The organism is Polynucleobacter sp. UB-Raua-W9 (genome assembly GCF_018687435.1).
Lineage (GTDB): Bacteria > Pseudomonadota > Gammaproteobacteria > Burkholderiales > Burkholderiaceae > Polynucleobacter.
The window spans coordinates 339828-359289 of the sequence record NZ_CP061290.1 but is presented as its reverse complement, the minus strand read 5'-3'; the positions used below and the strand labels follow the sequence as shown (position 1 = coordinate 359289).

Sequence of the window (19462 nt, the reverse complement as noted above, 5' to 3'; positions counted from 1 at the left end):
GTTTTTTGCTTCAGATAAGGCGGTATTCACCTGATTGTCTATTATTTACTAAAGCTAGAAAATCGGCATCTACTCAGAATAGCCTAATACCCGTCTAAAATGAGGACATGCACATTAATGAGAAGAATCGCACTCCTAAGCTAGTCGAGGTTGATGAAGGCCCCAGCAAGTCTGAGCTTAAGCGCCAAATGACAGAACGCCAGAAATTGGCAGAAGTCTTAGCAGCGTTGAGCAGCGATGCCCTCAAAACCATCCCTCTAGATGAAGCCATCAAAGTAGCGATTGCAGAAACCAACAAGATCAAAAGTTTTGAAGCAATTCGGCGCCATAAACAATATCTTGGCAAACTCATGCGCTTTTTAGATGAAGAAGAACTTGATGCCATTCAAAAGCGTTTAGATGCCATTCAGGGGGTAAGCAAAGCTGAAACAGCTAAGCTGCATTTTTTAGAAAGTTATCGCGATAGGCTAGTGAACAATGATGAGGCCTTCACCAAGATGATTGAACAATATCCTGATATGGATATTCAGAATATGCGCACCCTCATTCGCAATGCGCGTAGAGAGAAAGAGCAAAATAAACCACCGAAGGCTTATCGCGAGATCTTCCGTGTGTTAAAGGATATGGGGCTTTAAAGCTTTATTCTTCTAGAGGGCACTTCAACCCAGCGATACAGGTAGTTGGCAGCGCCCCAACTCGCAACAAAGGCCATCAACATAAGTGCTAGCGCCAGAGCGCCATCATGCAAGTGACTCATACCCCAGCCAACATAAAGACTGTTAGCCAACAAGATGCAAGAAAAATGCAATAAGAAGGCGCAATAAGATCTTCTACTGCTCCACAAAATAGCATTGACAAGTTTATGTGGCTGGATATGTTTGTGCACCCGTACCTGATCTTTATATGCCAAATCGCCAAAAAAGATGAGTGTGACAGCAACTACATAAGCCAAGAGATTGCGTGGCCAGAATTGATGAAAACTAGCAACAGCGATGGCTAGGCCAGCTAGTACGATACATATCACGGCAATACGATTTACCGATTGCTCTGGGTAATTTTTACAAAGCTGGGCAAGTGCGCCCAGGCCATATGCGCCAATAAAATAAATAAAATAATTTTCGTAAGCAGTCAGTCGATTGAAATACAGCAAAGATGCCACAGACAATATCGTCAATATCCAGACTAAGGATCTAAAGCCTGGAAACATGCCGAGTAATAAAGCCAAGATAGCGTACAACTGCCAATCAATAGCAACGTACCAAACTCCTGCAGAAATCGCATCCAAGCCCAAAAAGCCCTGGAAGAAAAACAGATGCGCCAAGAACTGACTCAGTGTTTCTGATTCACCCACAAATTCATCTTGGATCCAAAAGCGTGCTACCCAAGCGCATGCAATGGTTACTAGTAGCGCAACGACATAGGGAGCAAAAAGTCTTAAGTAGCGGTTAATAATTGTCTTTAGGACATCTCTGGAATTTTTTAGCTTTTCAGAGCGAGTCAAAGATTGGGCAGCTAAATATCCACCCATCACCAAAAAGATTTGCACAGCGTAGCGGCCATACTCAAACAAGAAATCCATGATGCCTGGTAGAAGTTGCCGAGCATCCTCAGCAATCTGACCATAATTTGATAGATGATGCAGAATGATCGCTACAGCAGCAAAGGTTTTTAAGAAATCGACAAGAAGAAAATGGTTTTTTGACTGCAAAGAGGCAACTTAATTAAAAATCAATTGAGGGATGCGGCATAAGCAGCTAAAGCTTCAATATCTTGATCGCTCAATCCACGTGCCGCACTCCCCATTGTGCCATCCATATCAATACGGGCGCCGGACCGGATATTTTTTAATTGAGTAATGATGTATTCAGGTGACTGTCCAGACAACCGAGCGATATGCTTTTGGCCCTGTAACTGCGATCCATGACAAGAATTGCAATATTGAGTGCTGGCAATTTGCTGCCCTTTGGCGATCTTATCTACATCACCTGGTTTAGCTGGTGGTGCAGGGAGCGCAGAGTAATAAGCAGCTATGTCACGCATGTCTTGATCGCTCAGAGAAGCTGCTAGAGCCTCCATCGCCCCACCCTTACGTTGTTGCCCTCTAAATTGAATTAATTGATAGGTGATGGATAGCGGTGGCTGAGCAGCTAAATTCGGAATATCCGATGAAATGGAAATACCATTTTCTCCATGACAAGCAAAGCAGGTTTGTGCTTTTAGTTTGCCAGCGGTAGCGTCAGGAGGTGCGGCGCTTACCAAGATCGGTGAAGTAAGGGCGGTAAAAAAGGCCACCCAAAGGATGGCCTTCGTATTGATGACTAATTTCATTTAATGTATGAAACGCGGAAGATGGCACCAGCCTCATCATCTGAGACTAGCATTGAGCCATCTTTTAACATTTGTACATCAACAGGGCGGCCCCAGAACTTATCGCCTTCTAACCAACCAGTTACAAATGGTTCAGCCTTCACTACTTTGTTATTGGAACCCACTACTACGCGCACTACTTGATAGCCAACGCGTTGTGTTTTATTCCAGGAGCCATGTTCAGCAATGAAGATATTGCCTTTGTATTCAGCTGGAAATTGTTTGCCATTATAAAAACGCATACCCAAGGCCGCCACGTGAGCGCCTAAGTTATATACGGGCTTATCAAACTCATCACATGAGCGACCTTTACCAAACTCAGGATCTAAGAAGTCGCCCTGGTGGCAATGAGGATAGCCAAAGTTCATCCCTTTGGGACGCACTAAGCGGTTCAGGGTATCCCCTGGTTTGTCTTCAGCCACCCAGTCACGTCCATTGTTGGTGAACCATAGCTCTTTGCTACCCGGCTGAAAGTCCATGCCAACGCTGTTACGTACACCTGTAGCAACAGTCTCCAAGATATTGGTCTTGAGATTGAGGCGGACGATAGTTGCATGTGTAGATGGTGGCACTACGATATTCGCTGGAGTACCAATCTGGAAATATAAATACTGTCCATCAGGACTGAGTTTCATAAATTTCCAACCATGCGGCTCATCTTTTGGAAGCGCATCAAATACAACTACTGGTGCTGGCGGGTTATCTAGGTTTTGCTCAATATTGTCGTAACGAATAATGCGTGAGAGTTCTGCAACGTACAGTGAGCCATTAGTAAATGCCACACCGTTGGGACGATGCAAGCCTTTAGCAATCGTTTTGACTTCACGTTTGCCATCTTTAGTTACAACCGCATAAACATTGCCAGTAAAACGTGTACCAACGTATATGGTCCCACTAGGAGATTCAGTCATTGAACGGCCATTAGGCATACCAGATGCCCACAACTCGATTTTAAATCCCGCTGGAACTTTTAACTTACTCACTGGAATCTCATCTGCAGGCAGCGCAGAAATTCCTGGGGGATTTGGAGACAAGGAAGGATTCATACCATCCGGTGTTCTACCCTGAGCCCAGGTAGGAGGAATGCCAGTTGCCGGTACGGGGGCTGCAGCAGGCGCTTGCGCACTTGCTAGTGTCACCATAGTCATTCCGGCGGTCAGTAGCAGAGCATGAATCGTTTTGGTCTTCATTGTTATTCTCCTATGTTTTTCTAATTTTCTATTAACTACTTCAGTCATTGCTGAGCTAATGCAATTGCATTTTTCGCATTCCATTTTATATGGATGAAAGTACTGCAGTGCACCAAATTAAATACTTAAAAGATAATGCGGGTTCCCACGGAAATAGCCTGTGGCATACCCGCCTGATAGGAGGATGCCTGAGATGCGATATTGAAGGTGACATACTGTCGATTCAATAAGTTCACAACAGAGGCAAATACTGAAGCCTGGGGTGTAACCTGATAATTCGCCTTAAGTCCCACCACTGCATAAGCTGGTACAGGTAATGTGCCCGTTGCCATCCAGGAGTTACCCACATAACGCACTGTGGTTGTCAGGCTTGCCTCAGGAACTGGGTAATAGGTGATGCCAGCATTCGCCATATTCATTGGAACCCCACCAACCTGTGAATTAATAGAATCAGTAGTTGCAGTCCATGTCAGCACTGTACGAGTGTATGAGTAGCCGCCATCTAAAGCCCAATGCGCATTCACATCATGGTGGTATTGCAATTCAATACCGCGACTGAGCAGATTTTGTTGATTGGTGTAATAACTTACATTAGTGTAACCAGAGCTTGAGCTAGTCGCAGAGCAACCCGAGAGTCCAGAAGAGCTGCAAAGGCTATTTGCATAAGCCCAATTTGCAGTCGTAATTTTATAACTGGCGATTGCATTCTGAATGTAATTATTAAAAGCGGTCAATTGTGCAAAACCACTTTTCCAGCGGTAATCCGTTCCCACTTCATAGCCCGTCATTGTCTCTGGGGTTAAATTCGGATTTGCCAAAGAATAGCCACTCACCGAGTTACCGTAACTTCGTAATGTGTTATTCATGCTGGGCGCATGAAAAGCTTGATACGCAGCACTACGTAAATCCCAATTTTGACTTGCTTTATATAACAAACCTAGGGTTGGGCTCAGCTGAGTCTTGCTCTGATTTGGAATGGCTTGATACACAGGATTTGAGCCGTTATTCCCAGCGTTATACGAAGTCGGCGTTTGGCTATTCCATGCATCAACTCGAGCACCCAAAGTAGCCTCCAACGGAATGGTGCTTGCACTAGATTTAAGTTGACCCAGCAGACCATAAAAATTTTGCTGACCCTGCGCATAACTAACCGAGCTAACAGCGCCAGCACTACTCAGATTATTAGTTTGATTTGACGCAGTGATGTTTCTAGCATCAACCCCAATGATGTACTGATCAATGCCTGCGACATTCAAATCGTGGGTGTATTGGGCTGATGCCCCGAGAGTTGAATAAGGGTCGGTGTAATTAGCATTGATATAGGGACTATACGGCGAAGATGAAAGGTTATTAGCGGTTTGCTTATAAAAGTTTGTGTTTTGATAGTAGACGTTCACCTGCATTTTTTTGTTTAGATCTAGACTTGTGGTTGAGCCACCCGCCAAATCAGCCGTCTGAATCAGATTAGGCGCTAAAGCGTAATTATTGCTGAGATCTGTCATCGTGCTATAGCCCAGCCTAAGAAATGCATTGGTGTCTGGAGTGGGCTTGAAATAATTTTGCAAACGAACATTGGAATTTTTCACCCCATCAGTACCCATGCCGTTTTTGATATTGCCGGGAGACCCGGGAGAAATGGTGGCGTAGTTCTGAAAACCATCACTAGAAAAATAATCCGCAGAAAAGCGCATTTGCATGGCATCAGACACAATCAGGTCTTTTGAGGCGGCGACATTGCCAGTGGCATAAGAGCCGTAGCTTGCAGAGACTTCTTGAGAACTATTTTTTGGTGTTTTGGTATTGATATTAATTACACCGCCCATGCCATAGTTTCCATACAAACTGGAAACACCGCCGCGCACAAACTCAACGGATTCGATTGAAGACATGGGAACCAGATTCCACTGCACCGTTCCATAGAAGGCGTCATTTGCAGGTAATCCGTCAATTAGCACTAAGGTGCGGCCATAACCCAGTCCGCGAACATTGATACTTTGACCGGTAGGATCCTTTTGGTAATACGGCACATCATTTAAAAATACGCCCGGTACATTCTTTAGCACTTGATCAATCGTTTGATCAGGGGAGGCCTCTAGCACCTCTTTGGTCAGAATAGTTGTATTCAGCGACATTTGATCTAAAGGGGTGCCTGAGCGAGTGGCATTAATTACTACGTCACCCAGTTTTTGATCGTAATCAGGAGGAGGCGCAATTTGAGCAATGACCATTGACCCCTGAAACAGCAGGCTCACTGATAGCACACAGGATGCAGGTAGACCCAATCTAAAATGCATCCCCATATCTATTAAGACAACTACTTCGCTTTTTTCTTACCCATTAAAGAAGCCAATAAAGGGTTTGCCTCTGCCAACTCTTTTTTAGATTTAGCCTTATCAGCTGCCGTTAACTTTGGGGTTTTGGTAGCATTTTTCATCCGTTGCGCAGTAGCCAAGGCTAAGTTTTTGTAGAGGTCGGTTTTTTTCATTGTCATCAGAAGAGCTTTCCGCGCTGAGTGCCTATGCGGCTGTTTACTTAGTTAGCGAACGTGCTGCTAAACCCAAGAAGAGCAAAGACCAACCCTGTAAGAGCAGTTCAATCGCAATCAATAAACCTGGTAACCACAAACTAGACTCTGGATAGCCATTCAGTATGAGGGCGCCCATTAAAATGGAGAGCGCAGAAGAAAGTACCATCCAAATCCACTCACTGAAATGACGATGCTGGAATGCAGAAATTAAACGCAATACACCAGTGACAAAAAAGATTGCTGCGAGCCATAAAGTAATTGCCTCAAGCGCTGGAATAGGGAATGCCCAAACATAAAGTGCTGCTGCTATGTACAAAATAGCAAAAACAATCTGAACGGCAAGGCTTTTCCAGCCGCTCGATTGAAATGCATGAACTCCTTGGAGTACACCACCAGCAAATAGAAAAATACCGAGTACATTTACTGAGACAAAAGAAAATAGTGTCTGGCCTGCAATGCCAATCATCCCCAATATGATCAATAAAATACCCAAACCAATGAGGGCGCCAGGAACTTTAGCTGCAGCCCCCAATACCTTGCTACGAATTTCATTGATTTGTGCGGCATCGAGTTCAGTCATATTGGGGCTCTCTAGAGGGTGAATTTGCTTAGAAGCCTCTACTGTATCAATAAACCCCCTATCAATGGCCGAATCCGGGTTTTAACAGACAAATCAGCCTTCATAGAAACTGCCAATGGGGATTACTAGAAAAAAGGGTATTCTTTATCCTTCACAAATGTGCAAATACACCAATAGCATTGGGTATTGAATTTAGAAAGCCATCCCTCATGGATAACACGCTTACCGTCATTCTTGGCATTGTTGCCATACTCCTACCCGTTGTTGTGGGTCGACTTGTCTGGAAACGCTTTGACCAATACTTTGGCAGGGGAGATGAAGCCTATATGGATACCCTTGAATACTTTCTCAAGAAAATTGGCATGACCATCCTAGTTGCTTTTGTGCTCCTGTGGATTGGGATGAGCTTAGTGTTTAATGGCAGCACTTCTTAATTAAGCCAAATGAGTAATATGAACGATCAACTCAAAGAAATCTTTGTTCAGGCAAAGTTCAACTTTGCCATTCTGACTGCCATTTTGCTCATTGCCATCTTAGGTAAGTTCACTAATCCAGAATTTACCAATACCGTTTTCGTTACAGCCGATCAACTCGTCTCAGATCTTTATATCGTCTTTATTGCAATTACCTTAGGTGCTTTCATTCCAAACTTTAAGCTAGTCGTATTTGGCTCTATTGCTACATTTATAGGGGCAGCAATCCTCATTCAATTGGGGGTCTTTACTTATCTGACGATCGATTACGTCTTTGCTATTCTAATTGTTGCCCTGGGCTTTGCCTCAATTGCCAATCTGTATAGGCACTATCGGGAATTTAGGCTTTAATCCACCCGTCACAAGCAGCTAAATGCAGAGCAATAGCAAGATGAAATTCTTTCTAAAGCAATTTATCCCTTATTTCATTATTGCTGGAGTACTAGCAACACTGTTTTACAGCACAGGATATCAGCGCAACTGGTCTTTCTGGGCCGATCAAGAATTAACCTTGGGCTATAACGGCCTGTTAGTTAATTCTGGGCTCAATCAAGAATATATCGATCATCCTGGCTTTTTCTCGATTCAACTGAGCGCCCTCCTGCTGAAGGTAGGAGGTTATCTAGGTTTGGGCGACATTCACAATATTACCCAATTCAATCAAGCGCCATCGATGTTTGATGCGATGCGTTACCTAGTCATTACTGCAAGACAAGTAGCGCTAGTGACCACTATTGCACTCATTTCTGGGATCTACTATGTCAGCAAAAAAATATTTAAGAGCTCCAGCGTTGCATTGCTAGTTGCATTTTTAGCTTTTGCAAGTAATGGTCTTTTTTATCACTTCACTGCCACACGCACTGAAGCAATAGCATTCTTATTTTTACTCTTATCGATTTATTACTTTATTGCCAGCTATCAAAATAGCTCATATAAGGCCTATTTATTCATTCAGTTGTGCCTGATAGCGTTTTTCTGCGGAGCGCTGAACAAGGCTCAAATCATTGCACTTGCCCCCTTCTATTTTTGCTGGGCCGCATTCTTTGTTTCCAATAAACCCATCAACTCCGATAAAAGAGCTCATCAACCCATCCTGCTCTTGGCTGGCATCTTGAGCTATATCGTCTTGCTCTATTTTTACTCAACTCAGTCAGCTGGAATTGGCCTTCTCTTTAATGTACTTTTAGTGAGCTTTTTCAATATCCTCATCGTAGGATTAGCCATTAAGACTAGATGCAATAGTTATAAATCATTGCTCATCTTTAACGCCTCTTATTTGCTAGCTTACCTTTTGGTGGACTATTCCAGCACTCTCATCAATCAAGGGGTGTCCATTTTCGGCAATATTGCCGATCCTACAAGCATGTCCAGATTTTTAAAGGCAGATCCTGCTCAAATCCTGCACCCTGAAAATGAGTTTGCAGTCAGCACATCATTTTCAGAAAAAGCACGCAGTGTGCTCACTTTTGCTGCCAGCCCACTAGTAGAGACCTTTGGGAAAGTGTCCTCTTCTACTGTACTAATCTTATTTAGCCTCATCTGGGTGGTGAAGCGCAAGAGTATGGCCAAGAGAGAATGGTGGCTTGGTGGCTTTAGTCTCATGAGTTTTTACATTGTCAATCTGGTTAACAAAGTGCGTTATCTAGATGCGCCACAATACCGACTCTTCTCAGAATTTTTCCTCTTCACATTTGCGCTCTTATTAATCTACAAAATGCCGCCGCGTGCCCAAAAAAGAACCTTGGGTATTTTGATCTTCTTGGTTGCGCTCGCTAATCTTGTTCCTTACACTCATTACTACAATTGGTTGATCCGTAAAGGCTCGCACCCCTTCTGTAAGTCGGGGCTGATTCCCGTTCACCCTCAAATGGATATCAAACGAATTGAGCTGGAATGCACATTGCCTTCTGCTGAACGCTAAAAGTTTGCTTTAGCAGCGGTAAAAGCTTAGATAAATTTAATACGGCGGGCAGCAAATGCCACCATCTTAAGCAATAGCCAGCCATGACTCCAGCGAGAGATATTGGTCTCACCATAACGTCTTGCGCGATACCGAATCGGCACTTCGACAATCTTGAGATTTAAGCGAGCAGCGCCAAAGAGCAAGTCAAAGTCGCCAAAGGGATCGAAGTCACCAAAGTATTTACGATTATGCGCAATCCGCTCGTAATCTTTTTTCCAAAGAACCTTGGTGCCACATAAAGTATCCCGAATCGGCTGACCAATCAGCCAGCTAAAGGCCCAGGAAAAAAACTTATTCCCTAGTAAATTTAAGAAGCGCATTGCCTCATCTTGCATGGGATAAACCAAACGCACGCCATTAACAAATTCTCCAAGACCGCCAGCAATAATGTTGTAGCAGCGGGTTAAATCTTCAGGCGGAACGGTGATATCAGCATCCAGAATCATCAAGATATCGCCAGTAGCCGCATCAAAACCATTGCGTACTGCATTACCCTTGCCTTTGCCGGTTTGCTTGAGCAGTTTGCAATTGCAATCAGGGCGCTTGGCGATTTCGCTAGCGATCATGTCATAGGTATCATCGGTAGAGTTCCCCTCTACAAAAATAATCTCGGTACCATAGCCCATTTGAGGAACCCGCTCAAAGAGTTCGGTAATATGACCAGACTCATTGCGCGCAGCAATAATGACCGAGACGCTAGGATTTTTCTTTTCTTGTAATCCTACTGGTCTTGCAATCATGAAATTGGTAATTGCTAATAATTCAAACGGCCAAATCTTGGCTAGGTAGCGATTGCAAAAATTTGAGATGAACGGAATATTGATCGGTGCAATAATTTCGCGCCACTGGCGTAAATTCTCATACTGAGAAATTTCCAATAGATTATTCATGTCATGGCGAGTAAGCCAGTTCTGCGGCAAATTTGGTGTTGCTAAACCAAAGGCGCGGGCAGCGCGCAAAGGCAAATGCCAGGTATGACTAAAAAAATTGAATACGATGCGGGTCTCAGCATGGCAATAAGGGCGGATGCTATCTAGCATTGTTTGTACATCCCATAAGTCATTCACTAAATCAGAGATCACGATGTAGTCAAAAACGTGATCACCGAGATTGAGCTCATGAGCATCGGCATGAATAAACTGTAAATGAGGGTAATGCTTGCGCGCTTTTACTAAGGCCTGCTCACTAAAATCAACACCCACTCCTAAGGAAGGCGTGAGTGCGTGCAATAATGCACCGCCACGACATCCTAGCTCCAAGACCTTACAGTCGCTCGGTACGATGTTTTGGTAAATGTGCGATAACTTCTTTTGGTAGTAAGCGCCCCAAGAGTGGGTTGAGGAGCCATTAATTTGGTCCCAAAATTGGCCTCGCACCTTCTGATAATCGGAAAACTCTAATTCGTAGGGGTTGGTATTGGGGCTCATATTCATAGTCAGAATATAACCTAGCTATGCAAAGCTCATAGGAACCTATATATCTAAATCAATATATAGAATCGACTTTTAAGTATTTGTAGCAATATCGATATCCCCTGATAATCAGTTGCTATGTACAAATATGATCACATTGACCAAACCCTAGTGGATGAACGGGTTGCCCAATTTAGGGACCAAGTTGCTAGGCGCCTCAATGGCACCCTGGCAGAAGAGGAGTTCCGCCCCCTCCGTCTTCAAAATGGTCTATACCACCAGCGCCATGCTTATATGCTGCGAGTTGCCATTCCTTATGGCCTATTAAGCGCAAACCAACTCAGAACGCTAGCAAATATCTCTGACAAATATGACCGTGGCTACGGGCACTTTACAACCCGTCAAAATATTCAATTTAACTGGATCACATTAGAAGACACTCCCAATATTTTGGCTGAGCTTGCCAAAGTAGAAATGCATGCTATTCAAACATCAGGCAACTGTATTCGCAATATTACGAGCGATGCTTTTGCTGGTGTAGCAGCAGATGAATATGTGGACTCTCGCCCAATTTGTGAACTCTTACGTCAGTGGTCAACACTTCATCCTGAATTTGCCCATTTGCCGCGTAAGTTTAAATTTGCAGTCAATGGTGCAAAAGAAGATCGCACTGTATTACTTTGTCATGATGTGGGTATTGAGCTTAAGAAAAATGCCGCAGGAGAATTAACTGCTGACATCTATGCAGGTGGTGGCATGGGACGTACACCTATTTTAGGCTCACTCATCAAACAAGACCTTCCTTGGAATGTATTGCCAAGCTATCTAACTGCCTTATTGCGTGTATACAACCGCTTTGGAAGAAGAGACAATCTTTATAAGGCTCGTATCAAGATTTTGGTAAAAGCTTTGGGTCCAGAAGAATTTGCTCGCCAGGTTGAAGGTGAATGGGTTCATATTAAACATGGTGATGACAACTTCACTCAAGCAGAGTGGGATCGCGTTGCTCAGCATTTCACGAAGCCGGCATATAAAACATTAGCAGCTTTAACAAATGAGCAGTTAATCAATACGGCTACTGAAGTAGAAAAGACTGCATTTGCACGTTGGTTAGAGCGTAACGTCAAACCACACCAGGTTCCTGGTTATGCGAGTGTGATTTTGTCACTCAAGCCCCACGGCACCGTTGCCCCTGGTGATGCCACTACAGCTCAAATGCTGGCCATTGCGGATTTAGCTGATCAATATAGTTTTGGCGAGCTGCGTGCCACCCACGAACAAAACTTGGTTCTGGCGGATGTTGAGCAAGCTAAGCTATATGCACTCTGGCAAGAAGCGAAAAAGCAAAAAGTAGCATTACCAAACATTGGATTGCTCACTGACATCATTGCTTGTCCTGGTGGTGATTTCTGCTCACTTGCCAATGCTAAATCTCTACCGATTGCTAAGGCAATTCAGGAGCGGTTTGATGATTTAGATTATTTATTTGATTTAGGTAACATTAGTCTTAATATCTCTGGCTGCATTAACTCTTGCGGCCACCACCACGTAGGCAATATCGGTGTACTTGGCGTGGATAAAGACGGTGAAGAGTGGTATCAGATTACTTTAGGTGGCGAGCAAGGAAACCATGCTGCCATTGGTAAAGTGATTGGCCCCTCCTTCTATGCTGATGAGATTCCGAATGTCATTACGAATGTGATCAATACGTATGTAGAGCAGCGCAACGACGATGAACTATTCATCGAAACTTATCGCCGCCTAGGCGTTAGCCTATTTAAAGAAGCGGCTTACAAAGATAAAAATGGAAATGACAAGAAAAGAGAGAAAATAGCTGAAGGAGACGTAGCATGAGTCAAATCAATCTCGCCTCCCATCAAGAAATTTTGCATTTTCCTAAAGGCGGAGAACCTGTACTAACTCCAAATGAATGGCAAGTTTGGAGTGATAGCCAAGATGAAGGTGCGAATTTTGAGTCCCCAGATCTTGATCATGACGCCCATAAGGTATTGGTTCCATTTGCATGGTGGATTACCCATCATCATGAAGCAGATATTCAGAGTAAAGCCAAGGCCGGTCAAATTGGGGTCTGGTTTGCAGCTGATGACGATATTCTCAAGCACGCTGATGTTATTGAGGCTGGTAAAAAAGTATGGCCATTAGTAGCTGCTCACTTTCCCATCTTTAGAGATGGTCGTAGCTTTAGCACGGCAGCGCTATTAAGAGATCGCTTCCAATGGCAGGGAGAAATTCGCGCTATTGGTGATGTGTTAATTGACCAACTTCTGCAAGGTGCTCGTGTAGGTTTTGATAGCTTTGCTCTGCGTCCTGATCAAAAACTCGATGTTGCCCTCAAACAGTTCGATTTATACAGCGTGACTACACAAAATAGCTGGCGCGATCAGCGCGCAACTCTTTGCATTTAAACGACTGCCCTCAACGTTGCCAGAAAACATCATGATCCAGTTAACTAAAGAACAACCAAATACACCAGGTAAGGTGTATTTGGTTGGCGCTGGTCCTGGTGCAGTTGACCTCATTACTGTTCGAGGTGCCAAGCTTTTAGAAAAAGCCGATATTGTTTTCTTTGACGCCTTGGTTGATCCAGCCATGTTAGAGCTCTGCCCACAAGCGATTCAGGTGGCTGTTGGTAAACGTTGCGGCAAAATTTCTTCTGCACAGCAATTTATTAATAAGCGTTTAGTCGATGCGGCTCAAAAATATCAAGTGATTGTGCGCCTTAAAGGCGGGGATCCAATGCTCTTTGGTCGCGCTGATGAAGAAATTCAGGCGCTTAAGGCAGCAGGTATTGAAGTTGCAGTAGTTCCCGGCATAACCGCTGCACTGGCGGGTGCGGCTAGCATTCAGCAATCCCTAACCCTCAGAGGTGTATCGAGAAGTGTTGCTTTTGTAACGCTGGCGCAAGGCACTGAAAATGTACCGGATGCAAACCCAATATCTCTAATGACTAATCCCAGTGCAGATACTTTGGTGTACTACATGGGCCGTAAGGATGCTGCACGAATTGCCAAGCAATTGATTGAGCAAAGTACTCAGGGCTTAAGCAAACATCATGCAGCAACACCAGTACAAATATTAGAAGCGGTCAGCACGCTCCGTGAGCGTCAATGGACCAGCACTTTAGCGGGATTGGCAGAAGGTAAGGCAGATGATTGGTTTGATAGTAGCTCACCTGCACTCATCATGATTGGTGAGGCCTTAAGAAATGCAAGTCTGCGAAACGAAAGCTTGCGAAGCGAAAACTTAGAGGGCTCTAGCCCCGAAATCGATAATGGCTTGCAAGACCGCCAAATCCTCACCAACAGCAGGCGTCGCGCTTAAAGTAATTTTAGGAAACTTGCCACGACATTCTTCCAGTAAAACGGGAAAGTCGTTTCTGAGGTGTCCGCCCTGACCAAAGAAGACTGGCACTATGGTCAAATCAGAGACTCCTCTAGCGCTAAGGGCCGCAACTGCGTCCTCTAGAGAAGGCTGCATCATTTCCAAAAAGGCGAGCTCCACAGGAGTTTGGGGATATTGTTCATGCCACAAACTTGCTAAACGATCAAATGGCTCACGCCAACGACTGTCTCGTGCTCCGTGCCCAAATAAGATAATGGCTTTCATGGATGGCTATAAACTCTCAGTAATGAATTGTTTTAGAGTGCATTAACTCACTAGCTTAACCTTATTTTCTAGATTGCATCCATGAGTGCCTTATTAAGCCAAACTTGGTTCATCGCTCTAATGAGCATCACCCTCATCGGTGCGGTTCTTTCTGCTGTCCACCACGCAGAGGTGATTGCCCATAAAACAGGCGAGCCCTATGGCACCTTGGTGCTATCTATTAGCGTAACTATCATCGAAGTGTCACTGATTATTTCCATGATGCTCACTGGCCATGAAGGCTCAGAATTTATCGCTAGAGATGCAGTATTTGCCACCGTCATGATTGTGATTAACGGTGTTATTGGCTTATGTATTTTTACAGGTGGCCTGACTCATCATGAAATGACCTTTCGTAATGAGGGAACTAATTCAGCGTTGGCAGTATTGACAGCGCTCGCTACCTTCATTTTGGTGATGCCAACCGTGACGATTAGCACACCTGGTCCAGACTTCACTAAGAGTCAACTCGCATTTGCGGGAATTGCCTCCTTTGCGCTTTACATTACTTTCTTATTCTTCCAAACAGTCAGTCATCGGGACTATTACCTCCCTAAGACAGAGGATAAAAAAACAGATATTAACTTTCATGCGCTTAAACCCACTAATGCCAAAACAGCAACTAGTGCAGTGCTATTAATACTCTCACTCATCACTGTGGTGGGTCTTGCTGAGTTATTAAGCCCAGCAATCGAAAGAGGCGTTGCTGCAGCTGGAGCTCCTAAAACGATTGTGGGTATTGCCATTGCCCTTTTGGTACTCCTTCCAGAGGGTTTTGCAGCCGTTAGAGCCGCGAGGGCCAATCGCTTGCAAAGTAGTTTGAACCTAGCGCTAGGCTCAGCCTTAGCCAGTATTGGCTTAACTATTCCGACGGTGGCAGCTATTGCCATCTTCTTTAACTTGCCTTTAAGTTTAGGAATTAGCGATCTCAATATGACACTGATGTATTTATCATTCTTTATTGGGGCGCTCACACTAGCAATTGGAAGAACCACCCTCCTACAAGGCATGGTTCATATCATCATCTTTTTGGAATACCTATTTTTAAGCCTGGTGCCTTAAAAAGTAATCAAGCAGAGGAGCGCTAATTACTTAGGGCTTGCCTAGCGCTACGCCATCCCTGACCACATAGCGCAAGTGGGAGCGGTAGATTTACATTCCGATCCTGCCTTGGCGATGGTTTAGGTTTTCCTCATAAAATTGCCCCACTTTACAAAGGACGGAAGCTAGGCATTAAGCCCAATAAAACCAAAGACAGTAGCAACAGTAAAAAGCGGCAAGGCCAATACTGATAATAAACAAAGTTAATTAAGATGAGCGGCACACGTTCATTTACTAAAATTGATGGGACCGGGCATACTATTCGCACACAAATAGATACTTCATTACAGCACTTTTTATACTCTCCATCTTGTATGGCCAAGCCAATGGAAGCGAATTAAATGATTTATTACAACTCATAGACCTCAAAGCCAAAAGCGAACTATAGATAAACCCAAGCATGGTGTCTTATCATTTTCAGCAGGATAAGAATTTCAATAACAGCAATTAGGATGACGATTTAGCGCATTGAATTAACGCTACTGCATATTTAATAATTAGTCATATTTATACCAGTGATCGCAATTATTTAAACTATAAAGGGGTTTATTACCCGTCTAAAGCAATTTGGTAAATGAAAGTCATCGCGGTCATTTTTAACCTTAATGGCAACCCCTCTACCAACAATAGCGGATGGTTTGTGGCAACACTACCGTCCATACCCAGGGAAGGTGATTGGGTTAGGGTCAATACCCTTTTGACTCCAATAATTTGGAATCGGGTTCGCGGGGCAATATCGCCCCAACTGAGACTAAAAGTTTTAGAGTAGAGCGAACAAAAATAAAACCCCAAGCTAGCAACTGAGCGCTTTATTTAAGCTGTTACTTTATATTGCTAGACACAAATTTATAATCGCTACTTAAATTTTGTTATTGATTTTTGTGCAGTTCAAGTCAAATAGCTGGCCGCATCGATAGCACCACAAACATTAACTTAGTTAGGTGCATCAGCAATCGATTGGTTGGGTTAAAAAGACTGGGGTTAATTTGCCAATTTATTCAATCCCGAGGCAAGCTTTTCAGCCTCACACTTCCACGATGTATTCTTGCAAAAATTTAGGCCATTAGACTTAATCCGGTCTGACAACTTTTTATCATTTAGAACAGATAACACCGCCCCAGCAAGAGCCTCAACGTTTGGCTCGGCCAACACTGAATTATCCTCATTTAATAACCATTCAGTATATGGAGCTTTGTTACTAACCACGGGAACCCCGCATGCCATCAACTCAAGAGGCAATAAAGAAAGATTTGAAAAGGATAACACTAACGCAACATCGCAGCTCCTATACAAGTTGCCAAGTTTATCCAACTCAACTAGCCCAGAATTCTCATATCTAAAAGGTATTTTATAGCCTCGCAAATCCCATCCAGCAAGAACAATAGTAATATTTGGTTTTTGCCTCTGTACTTCACGAAGAACAAGCACACCCAATTCAAATGCACGTCGAGCTGTCGGAGGACGGGCATAAAAAAATACACGCTGCGCTAGCCTCTCCCCCTCGGAATCTGGCTCGTTTACGGCTAAAGAGTACAGGTCACGATCATAAGAAAATCCAAGGGAGGCGGCATTCATTCCATAATCCCGAGTCAACTTATCCGCCAACCATGAGCCAGCAGTAAAACCATAAAATCCAAAGCGATAGGTATTTTCAGCAAGGATATAATTTGTTCCTGTCGGATAAAAATATGGTTCAAAATCCTGAACAAAATAGCATTTACAAACACAACTTAAATATCGCTTAACAAAGTATGCGGTACGCCATTCCGTTGCTATTGCAAAAAAAGCAGCAGGAATTTGAGACTCATTTCCAATATACACTTTTGCCTCAAGCGGGAAAAACCAATCATGAATATTTTTTCTGGCAATATCAACTGACTTAGGCTGCGGATTTCCAACAATCACGATATGATTCTCATACCCCAACTCTTCAAGATTACGTATAAAGCGAAAAATGTTTAGGTGTCCACCGGAACCCCTGGAAATTGGCGGAATAAACCAGTTTATTGTTTTTTTATCAACATTAATTGCGCTGACGCGTTCACCAAAATCAGGCCGAAGCAGGTCCTCATAATGATCAATTTGAGAAAGATTTGCATGCGGTGAAGCCAAAAGATGAAGCATTGAAACCCGAAGCATGGGTAAAAACCCATTTTCTTTATAGTATCGAAATGCTTTAGATAGTTTATTTAGCAAGGTGACCTTAGTTTCTTCTTAATCAGTTTTAGGCATTCATCAATTTTTTATCTCTCGATAAATAAATTCTTATTTTTATTGGAATTTTATTACCATGAGTCCCTAGGTATGCACCTAGCATTCTCATTAAATTATCTATTGGCATATGCATTAGACTTATCCAATCGGTCCTAGATCGCCTATTTGCTTTAATAAATAGCAATAAATCTCTGCGCGTAATTGCAACAAAACCTCTTAAAGCACCAATGAAGCTCGACACGCCACCGTAACCAAAAAGTCTTTGCAATGCATATGTTTCATCAAAACTACGCTGAAGTCGCTCAATATATCCATAATTATGGGAGTGGGCTACAACAGCCTTATGCGCGTAGGCCTTATGAAATCCTGCCTCTACAATTAAACGAGCCCAAGCTTGATCTTCCGCAAAATCAACCTCTGGATAGGGGATCTTATTCCATACAGACCGACGAATTAACGCATTATTATCAGAAAAAAAGTAAAGGTACTGCCTGTAGCCCTCATCAGCTAGATAACGCTTTGAGTCGTCCAATTTAACTATGGGCATTTTCAAAAAACTTAAAAAATGTTGATCCAGCTCATTTGCACAAAAAATTGAAGCGTCTGAATGCGCAATATGTCTGCCGAATACACCAGCTATATTGAGGTCCTGATCAGCAGCAGAAACCATCTCTGCAAGCCAGTCCCTATTAATTGGCAGCGCATCTTGCGTAATCATGACTATAAATTCACCAGTTGAGTTTTCTATAGCAAAATTTCGAGTCTTACCATGTCCAAATTCAGATGGTGCTATTTCAATTAAACGAACGGAAGGATTCTCCCTAACAACTGAGATCGTACTGTCAGACGAACCAGAATCAACCACTAAAACCTCAAAAGGCCATTTAGTTTTTTGCAGCAGAACTTGCTTCAATACAGCCTCAAAAAGGAGGCCTGCATTTTTGGTTGGTATTACTACCGATACTTTGCAATTACTCATTCATCATTTTGTTAGGTTACTAGACATCCAGGCAGCAGTTTTTTTTATTCCGTCATAAAAATTAGTTTTTGGAGTCCAGCCTAACTCCTTTAAAGCAAGTGAATTATTCAAAACGCTAACAGCAACATCAAACACTCTAGCTGGCTTATGGTTAACGGCAATATGAATGCCAAGAACACTTTCAAGAGCGCTAATTACCTCATTTAAACTTTTACCTATACCTGAACCGATATTAAACACAGAGTAAGGGCCAGAATAATCAATCGCCTTAGAAAAGGCATCGGCAACATCTTCAACATACACATAGTCCCTAATGACGCCTCCATCACCCCAAATCTCAATAGGCTCACCACAGAGCACTTTTCCCATAAAAACACCAATAGCGCCCTGAGCCGTCTCTATTCTTTGGCGCTCTCCATATGGATTTGCAACTCTTAAAATGGTAGCCTTTATACCGTACAACCCCTGAAACAAGTGAAGGTATTTTTCAATTGCTAACTTAGTGATTCCATAAGAAACAGTTGGATTGGTAGGATGGTTTTCATCCAAAGGAATATAGATAGGGTTGCCATAAACAGTTCCACCAGAGGAGATAAAAATAATTCTTTTAACCCCCTCTCTTACCATTGCATTCAATAGCTGCAAAGTTGATATGACATTTGTCTGAACATCAAAAATTACATCGTCATTGGACCCTCTTGGCAGTGTGCTGGAAACCAAATGAATGACAACATCCACCCCCTCGATGAATGCTTTAATATCGTGAGCGCTAGAGAAATCCCCAGTCACCCAGTCAACTGTCTCATCACCATTAAAAAATCTATACGGACTTATTCTTGGACGCTCAAAAACTTTGATTTGATGACCATCATTTAGCAGTCGATCGCAAATTGAAGACCCCAGAAATCCGCCTCCACCAAAAATTCCAATAATCATTCGATCTTAACCTCACCGGCATCTATAAACATAAAATTAAAAAATAGTTGTTAA

19 protein-coding genes are annotated in these 19462 nt (G+C 43.2%); 8 read left to right on the top strand and 11 right to left on the bottom strand.

The features are described from left to right. Window positions 1-107 precede the first annotated feature (107 nt). Window positions 108-635: a ribosome biogenesis factor YjgA gene (gene yjgA, locus AOC07_RS01905; protein ID WP_215293725.1), complete on the top strand. Its 528-nt coding sequence runs from the start codon at window positions 108-110 to the stop codon at window positions 633-635. On the opposite strand, the gene AOC07_RS01900 is transcribed toward yjgA, so the two are convergent. From AOC07_RS01900 to AOC07_RS01875, 6 genes are all read right to left on the bottom strand, one after another. Beyond that, window positions 632-1708, bottom strand: a complete 1077-nt coding sequence (locus AOC07_RS01900) for an acyltransferase (RefSeq protein WP_215357966.1) — start codon at window positions 1706-1708, stop codon at window positions 632-634. The genes yjgA and AOC07_RS01900 overlap by 4 nt on opposite strands. 20 nt (window positions 1709-1728) lie before the next feature. Further along, entirely contained in the window at window positions 1729-2328 is a 600-nt protein-coding gene (locus AOC07_RS01895) for a cytochrome c (protein ID WP_215357964.1), read from the bottom strand. Continuing rightward, window positions 2325-3557, bottom strand: coding sequence for a sorbosone dehydrogenase family protein (locus AOC07_RS01890; protein WP_251371700.1), 1233 nt, complete (start codon window positions 3555-3557; stop codon window positions 2325-2327). The genes AOC07_RS01895 and AOC07_RS01890 overlap by 4 nt, the downstream gene beginning before the upstream one ends. Before the next feature lie 125 nt (window positions 3558-3682). After that, window positions 3683-5785, bottom strand: a complete 2103-nt coding sequence (locus AOC07_RS01885) for a TonB-dependent receptor (protein WP_215357962.1) — start codon at window positions 5783-5785, stop codon at window positions 3683-3685. An 86-nt stretch (window positions 5786-5871) separates the two neighbouring features. Then, window positions 5872-6048, bottom strand: coding sequence for a hypothetical protein (locus AOC07_RS01880; RefSeq protein ID WP_215293723.1), 177 nt, complete (start codon window positions 6046-6048; stop codon window positions 5872-5874). 37 nt (window positions 6049-6085) lie between these two features. Beyond that, window positions 6086-6664, bottom strand: a complete 579-nt coding sequence (locus AOC07_RS01875) for an HdeD family acid-resistance protein (RefSeq protein ID WP_215293722.1) — start codon at window positions 6662-6664, stop codon at window positions 6086-6088. Window positions 6665-6873: 209 nt separating this feature from the next. Here AOC07_RS01875 and AOC07_RS01870 point away from each other — a divergent pair, with 209 nt between their 5' ends. The 3 genes from AOC07_RS01870 to AOC07_RS01860 are packed head-to-tail and all read left to right on the top strand — an operon-like array spanning window position 6874 to window position 9058. Beyond that, window positions 6874-7098 carry a hypothetical protein gene (locus tag AOC07_RS01870; RefSeq protein ID WP_215357960.1) on the top strand — a complete coding sequence of 75 codons (225 nt, stop codon included), beginning with the start codon at window positions 6874-6876 and terminating at the stop codon, window positions 7096-7098. 9 nt (window positions 7099-7107) lie between these two features. Beyond that, window positions 7108-7488: a hypothetical protein gene (locus tag AOC07_RS01865; protein ID WP_251371699.1), complete on the top strand. Its 381-nt coding sequence runs from the start codon at window positions 7108-7110 to the stop codon at window positions 7486-7488. A 40-nt stretch (window positions 7489-7528) separates the two neighbouring features. Then, a complete protein-coding gene (locus AOC07_RS01860) occupies window positions 7529-9058 on the top strand; it encodes a hypothetical protein (RefSeq protein ID WP_215357958.1) in 1530 nt (509 codons plus the stop codon). Between the two features lie 26 nt (window positions 9059-9084). Here AOC07_RS01860 and AOC07_RS01855 read toward each other — a convergent pair whose 3' ends face one another. After that, a complete protein-coding gene (locus AOC07_RS01855) occupies window positions 9085-10533 on the bottom strand; it encodes a bifunctional class I SAM-dependent methyltransferase/glycosyltransferase family 2 protein (protein WP_251371698.1) in 1449 nt (482 codons plus the stop codon). A 117-nt stretch (window positions 10534-10650) separates the two neighbouring features. On the opposite strand from AOC07_RS01855, the gene AOC07_RS01850 reads away from it, so the two are divergent. From AOC07_RS01850 to cobA, 3 genes are read left to right on the top strand one after another with little or no spacing between them, the layout of a single operon-like run. Further along, entirely contained in the window at window positions 10651-12366 is a 1716-nt protein-coding gene (locus AOC07_RS01850) for a nitrite/sulfite reductase (protein WP_215357956.1), read from the top strand. Further along, window positions 12363-12938: a DUF934 domain-containing protein gene (locus tag AOC07_RS01845; protein WP_215357955.1), complete on the top strand. Its 576-nt coding sequence runs from the start codon at window positions 12363-12365 to the stop codon at window positions 12936-12938. The genes AOC07_RS01850 and AOC07_RS01845 overlap by 4 nt, the downstream gene beginning before the upstream one ends. Window positions 12939-12969: 31 nt before the next feature. Beyond that, the gene (cobA, locus tag AOC07_RS01840) at window positions 12970-13854 is read left to right on the top strand and encodes a uroporphyrinogen-III C-methyltransferase (protein ID WP_215357954.1); all 885 of its coding nucleotides are present in this window, start codon (window positions 12970-12972) and stop codon (window positions 13852-13854) included. Here cobA and AOC07_RS01835 read toward each other — a convergent pair. Beyond that, complete coding sequence (locus tag AOC07_RS01835) at window positions 13777-14139, bottom strand: sirohydrochlorin chelatase (RefSeq protein WP_215357953.1); 363 nt, start codon at window positions 14137-14139, stop codon at window positions 13777-13779. The genes cobA and AOC07_RS01835 overlap by 78 nt on opposite strands. 81 nt (window positions 14140-14220) lie before the next feature. Between AOC07_RS01835 and AOC07_RS01830 the strand changes: the two genes are divergently transcribed. Then, the gene (locus AOC07_RS01830; RefSeq protein ID WP_251371696.1) at window positions 14221-15240 is read left to right on the top strand and encodes a calcium:proton antiporter; all 1020 of its coding nucleotides are present in this window, start codon (window positions 14221-14223) and stop codon (window positions 15238-15240) included. Between the two features lie 1020 nt (window positions 15241-16260). Here the strand turns inward: AOC07_RS01830 and AOC07_RS01825 are convergent. Genes AOC07_RS01825 through AOC07_RS01815 form a run of 3 tightly spaced genes read right to left on the bottom strand, consistent with a single transcriptional unit; the run spans window position 16261 to window position 19408 of the window. Further along, window positions 16261-17475, bottom strand: a complete 1215-nt coding sequence (locus AOC07_RS01825) for a glycosyltransferase (protein WP_215357952.1) — start codon at window positions 17473-17475, stop codon at window positions 16261-16263. Window positions 17476-17503: 28 nt separating this feature from the next. Further along, window positions 17504-18472 (bottom strand): glycosyltransferase family A protein, encoded by a 969-nt coding sequence (locus tag AOC07_RS01820; protein ID WP_215357951.1) that lies wholly within the window; start codon window positions 18470-18472, stop codon window positions 17504-17506. Between the two features lie 3 nt (window positions 18473-18475). Then, window positions 18476-19408, bottom strand: coding sequence for an NAD-dependent epimerase/dehydratase family protein (locus tag AOC07_RS01815; protein ID WP_215357949.1), 933 nt, complete (start codon window positions 19406-19408; stop codon window positions 18476-18478). Window positions 19409-19462: the final 54 nt, after the last annotated feature.